The following is a 4,897-nucleotide window of genomic DNA, read 5'->3' as shown; positions in this document are numbered from 1 at the left end:
CCACTACAATCAACAGGCTATGAATATCAACATTCAGCTTTAACACAGCCTTATTTTTAAACGCTTCTTTTTTATGACAATGCTTAATAAAACTTGACTGTTGATTTCATCGTTGGACCTTTAACACAGCCTCCTGTTTATTCCGTTAAATAAGAGCAAAAAAAAACGCTCGTTATTTAACGAGCGCGATTACTTCAATCTCTACCAATGCATCTTTCGGAAGTCTTGCTACCTCTACTGTCGAACGTGCAGGCTTATGAACATTAAAATACTCTCCATACACTTCATTCAATTGAGCAAATTCATCCATATTCTTAATAAATACAGTTGCTTTTACAACGGTCTCCAAGGATGCTCCCGCAGCCTCCAATACAGCTGTCAGGTTTTTAAAGACCTGATGTGCCTGGGCCTGGATATCTCCTTCAACCATTACGCCCTCTGCAGTCAATGGAATCTGGCCAGAACTGAAGAACAGATTGTTGACTACAACACCTTGGGAGTAAGGGCCAATTGCAGCTGGCGCATTTGAAGTTTGTACAATATTCATATTGTCACCCCATCTTATTATTAAAGGCTGTTTTCCCCTGTTACGAAAAGAGCCTTTTTAATAGAGTTATTCTTTACGCAAGAAGTAATTTCCTTCACTCACGGTTATTTTTCGTTCTTTTACATCAACATTCGAAAGGCGTACCAGTGAGAGATACTCATCCACTAGTCTTTCTTCGATATTTTCTGATTCAACAAGAACGGCAATTCCCGCTAATTCTGCATTAAACTCTTCAAGCAGATTGATCATCCCATTGACCGTTCCGCCTGCTTTCATGAAGTCGTCCACGATCAATACCTTCGTACCCTCTGCAAGGCTTCGTTTAGAAAGCACCATTGTCTGGATCCTTTTTGACGAACCGGAAACATAATTGATGCTGACAGTTGAACCTTCTGTTACCTTGCTGTCTCTTCTGACTATCACGACTGGGACATTTAAATAGCTTGCCACTGCGTAGGCGATCGGGATCCCCTTTGTCGCAACAGTCATCACTACCTCAATATTTTTTTTAGCATAAGCTGAAGCAAGCAGCCTGCCAACCTCCTGGACAATCGCCGGGTTACCAATGATATCGTTCATGTATAAGTAACCGCCTGGCAGCAGCCTGGCAGGACTGGCCATGATCGTGCAAAGTTCATTTATTACTTCTTTCGCTTTATCGTCACTGATATTGACGTGGAACTTAACTCCCCCAGCAGCACCTGGCACCGTTTGCAGTACGCCGATTCCACGCTGCTCAAAGGTCTCTTTGATGATTCCAAGATCTTCGCTGATCGAGGATTTTGCAGAGCCATACTTCTCCGCGAAATAAGTTAACGGTACCAGTTGGCGAGGATGTTCAAGTAAATAAGTCGTCATATCAATCAAACGCTCACTGCGTCGAAATTTCATTGAAGAACCCCCAAAATCCGAATATTTAAGGTTAATATACCACCATTATACGGATTTAATCAAGGGTATGCCGTTCCCCAAGCATTCTGACAGCAAATACCTGATCACAAAATCCTCTTAAACCATTATAAATCCGATGCATCCGCGAATCATGCTCTACAAGGCTGAAAACGGTTGGGCCGCTTCCGCTCATCAAAACCGCATCCGCTCCAAAGCGCTTCATCTGGTCTTTGATTTGGGCCACTTCCGGATATAGTGACAGGGTTACATCCTCCAGCACATTACCAACGCTGTTGCATACCCCATGGAAATCCCCATTTTCTATCGCAGAAATCATTTCTTTTGTAGGCGGATGTTGAATCTTATCTACATGTAAACGACGATAAACCTCAGCTGTTGAGACACCGATAAAAGGCTTAGCCAGAACAACCCAGCATGTCGGCGGGACTGGAAGCTCCTCGATGATTTCTCCCCGGCCGGTCGCCAGTGCCGTTCCACCGTACACACAGAAAGAAACGTCCGAGCCTATTTCCGCACCCAGCACGGCCAGTTCGTCCAATGTCAGGCCAAGGTTCCATAGCTTGTTTAGCCCTCTTAGCGTAGCTGCCGCATCACTGCTGCCTCCAGCCAGGCCCGCAGCTACAGGGATCGTTTTTTCGATACCGATGACTACGCCCTTTTTCACCTGGAATCTTTCCTTCAATAAATGGGCTGCCTGATAAGCAAGGTTTCGCTGGTCATCGGGAACAAATCTATTGTGTGAATGGATTACAATCCTGTCTGCCTCAAGTAAACTAAGCTCAATGCGGTCAGCCAAATCAATCGTCGTCATCACCATCTCAACTTCATGATAACCGTCGGGACGTTTATGCAACACATCAAGCGACAAATTAATTTTCGCTGGCGCCTTCACCAAAATCTTCACTGCTTCCACCTACTTTAACGAATTCCACATTTTGTCCTATTTTACCACAAATCGATAAAAGTAAGACTCATCTCCTCGAAACATTCCTTTATTTTATCATTTGCATTATGTCGAATACAGTAAATTCACAAATAATTAGGGAATTTACGGTGTTGCGCAGTAAAGGTCAAAGGTAATGACACAGAAAAGAGTCGTCACATCCTAGAGTGTTGATTTTCCCAGAACCTAACTTTATTGTCCTAAAACTTTGTCTTTCCTCTATATGAATTTAATTGTCAAAGAAGTGATCGACCATTTTACAAAATAAAGTTCATTTCCAGTACGGCTGGCCTCCAATAAACAAAAAACCGGAGCATAAGCCCCGGTACCCCAATGGTTTGAATTAATAATTTTTGTTATGGCTATTCTCGCAAATAACGATTGGTACGAAAAGAGCCTCTAAAGGCAGGCTATTTGGCAGTTTACCAAAGAATATCTATCTTAGGTCAGTGCTTCTGGTTAACAAGCTGCTGTTCGGCTAATTCAATTGCTCGCTTGACCATGTTCCCTGCGTCCTTGGCCTTGATGCCGCCCCAGCCTTCTTTCTGGACAACATCATAAAATCCAAGTTCTTTCGCAAGCTCCTCTTTCAACCTGTCAGACATAATCCCTCTTCTTCTGCCCACGAAAACCATCTCCTTTCACCATCGAGGCTTTTTTAGTTTCTTTTTAAAAGGAGGTTTTCATGTAAGCCTAAATTATCCTTATGTGCTACGAATTTTGGCCAAAATAAAAAGCAGTTAACCCGAAAGTCCACTGCCTGTACCTCATTGAGCCTTAGCTCAATGCCATTGATCCTGTTGTATCCTCAAAGAAGGTAATTTCAACCGTTTCTGTTAAAACATCTGCGTAGCTGTACGAAACACGTTCAAAAGCATTTTCATCCTGGTCGAGCTCAATCACGAAAACAGAAGGATAAGTTTCAGCTAACACACCAGAACGTTCGATCGTTTTTCTGCGTCCACCGTTGGCCTTTAGCAAGAGTCTTTTTCCTAAGTTTGAATCAAGAGCTTTTTTGATATCCGATAATGTTTTTGGCATTCGGTCCACCTCACTGTGTAAAGTATAACACGCTGACACCACTTTCGTCAAACAAAAACATAAATTATAACAGTTGATAAAAATAAAAGTCAATATCTTTTCTTCTTCTTTTTTTTCTAAATTTCAACATTTTTAGAGTAGCCTTTATCACGGTAAAATATGTACATCAATCCATAAAAAAACGCCGGGCGAGACTGGACAACAGTCTTTACTCCGGCGAATTCTTTTTATATGGCATTCCTGTTCTTAGTACTCCTTTTGTTTCAATGCCTCCGAGCCCCTTATCACCTGTCAGTGTATTCCTCAAAACATCCCAGACATTGATGCGCTCCATAAAAGGTGTAAAACTAATTTTAGCCACTATATAAACAGGATCAAGAGCATGGATGTTGACTCTTGATGGTGAGCTGGCGAAATTTGCCCCGGCATGGATCAGGGATTCGAAATGGGACTGGCAGGCCCCTGCAAAGATGACAAGCTGGTCAAGATGGGGAATCTTTCTCCTCGCTTCCCTGACAGTCTGGACAAAATGTTTAGAATGGCGATATGCATTCAGGTCATCCATTGATCCTTTTGACTTTGAATAAGCGTCATGCCCGGTGACGACCAAAATATCCGGCCGGTAATAATCGATCAGCTTGCCGACCTTTTCCGGCATCTCCTTTTCATTGCAATGGATGCCGTATACCGGAACGCCGACTTTTTCATAAAGAGTCAGGCACTTCTTTAAATAATTAGGGTCTCCATCTACATGGAGCACCTTCCCAGGCATCTGAAAATAATTATAGGATTTGCTATATCCCTCGGTAGCTTCATATTCCTGCTTTTGCTGCAGTAAATCGACGTCCTGTCGAAAAAGCTTATATGACTGTTCCTCAAGTGACCGGAATTCCTTCGTCAGCCTCATGCGCACATTTTGATCGATTTTCAATAAATCCTCATAGGGCGCATCAGCGATTAGCCGGAAATCTTCACCATATAATATCGCGATTTTCTTGCCATTTATATCTCTGATATCGATTACACGGAACATAATATCGCATTGATACGAAATCCTGCCGACGATATCCATGAGGTTAATGTTCACAATCGTCACTCCAATTGCCCCGCACAATAGGCTGCGCTGAATGGTTTTCAATCATAAACTATGCAAAAACCCATAGACATGTGATTATGTGCATTAGAACCGATGTGCTTTCTATTAGCTGGATATCAGGATTTGATTTTCGGAGTGTCCCAGAAGGATATTCCTAACTTTTTTTGTTTAATTCCTAATTCGGCACTCTTTTTCCTAACTTTTTGGCTGTGTTAAACTTGTCTGTTGATTTCCGTTCCAGGCGCTTCGCTTTCCGCGGGGCTGGCGCTGAGCCTCCTCGTCGCTTCGCTCCTGCGGGGTCTCACCTGTCCAGCTGAGCCCGCAGGACATTGAATAGCTCCCTCGAATCTGCCCACGC

At 43.0% G+C, this 4,897-nt stretch carries 6 protein-coding genes; all 6 read right to left on the bottom strand.

Features of this window, described 5'->3' with window-relative positions; genetic code table 11:
* Nucleotides 1-172 precede the first annotated feature (172 nt).
* The 6 genes from V7654_RS20080 to yabG all read right to left on the bottom strand — a co-directional run bounded on the left by V7654_RS20080 (nucleotide 173) and on the right by yabG (nucleotide 4,515).
* Nucleotides 173-547, bottom strand: a complete 375-nt coding sequence (locus V7654_RS20080) for a RidA family protein (RefSeq protein ID WP_335432589.1) — start codon at nucleotides 545-547, stop codon at nucleotides 173-175.
* Nucleotides 548-613: 66 nt separating this feature from the next.
* On the bottom strand, nucleotides 614-1,438 hold the full coding sequence (purR, locus tag V7654_RS20075) for a pur operon repressor (RefSeq protein WP_335432588.1): 825 nt from the start codon (nucleotides 1,436-1,438) through the stop codon (nucleotides 614-616).
* A 55-nt stretch (nucleotides 1,439-1,493) separates the two neighbouring features.
* Nucleotides 1,494-2,363 (bottom strand): 4-(cytidine 5'-diphospho)-2-C-methyl-D-erythritol kinase, encoded by an 870-nt coding sequence (gene ispE / locus V7654_RS20070; protein ID WP_335432587.1) that lies wholly within the window; start codon nucleotides 2,361-2,363, stop codon nucleotides 1,494-1,496.
* A 485-nt stretch (nucleotides 2,364-2,848) separates the two neighbouring features.
* Nucleotides 2,849-3,028: a small, acid-soluble spore protein, alpha/beta type gene (locus V7654_RS20065; protein WP_125481631.1), complete on the bottom strand. Its 180-nt coding sequence runs from the start codon at nucleotides 3,026-3,028 to the stop codon at nucleotides 2,849-2,851.
* A 151-nt stretch (nucleotides 3,029-3,179) separates the two neighbouring features.
* On the bottom strand, nucleotides 3,180-3,443 hold the full coding sequence (veg, locus tag V7654_RS20060; protein ID WP_125481632.1) for a biofilm formation stimulator Veg: 264 nt from the start codon (nucleotides 3,441-3,443) through the stop codon (nucleotides 3,180-3,182).
* Nucleotides 3,444-3,651: 208 nt separating this feature from the next.
* Nucleotides 3,652-4,515, bottom strand: coding sequence for a sporulation peptidase YabG (yabG, locus tag V7654_RS20055; RefSeq protein ID WP_335432631.1), 864 nt, complete (start codon nucleotides 4,513-4,515; stop codon nucleotides 3,652-3,654).
* Nucleotides 4,516-4,897 lie beyond the last annotated feature (382 nt).

The sequence above is a fragment of the Bacillus sp. JJ1609 genome (assembly GCF_036967045.1).
Lineage (GTDB): Bacteria > Bacillota > Bacilli > Bacillales > Cytobacillaceae > Mesobacillus.
This window is presented reverse-complemented; position numbering and strand designations above follow the sequence as displayed.

Excerpts from the sequence above, each read along its gene's own strand:
- V7654_RS20080 (WP_335432589.1), bottom strand. The coding sequence starts at position 547 with ATGAATATTGTACAAACTTCAAATGCGCCAGCTGCAATTGGCCCTTAC.
- purR (WP_335432588.1), bottom strand. The coding sequence starts at position 1,438 with ATGAAATTTCGACGCAGTGAGCGTTTGATTGATATGACGACTTATTTA.
- veg (WP_125481632.1), bottom strand. The coding sequence starts at position 3,443 with ATGCCAAAAACATTATCGGATATCAAAAAAGCTCTTGATTCAAACTTA.
- yabG (WP_335432631.1), bottom strand. The coding sequence starts at position 4,515 with ATGGATATCGTCGGCAGGATTTCGTATCAATGCGATATTATGTTCCGT.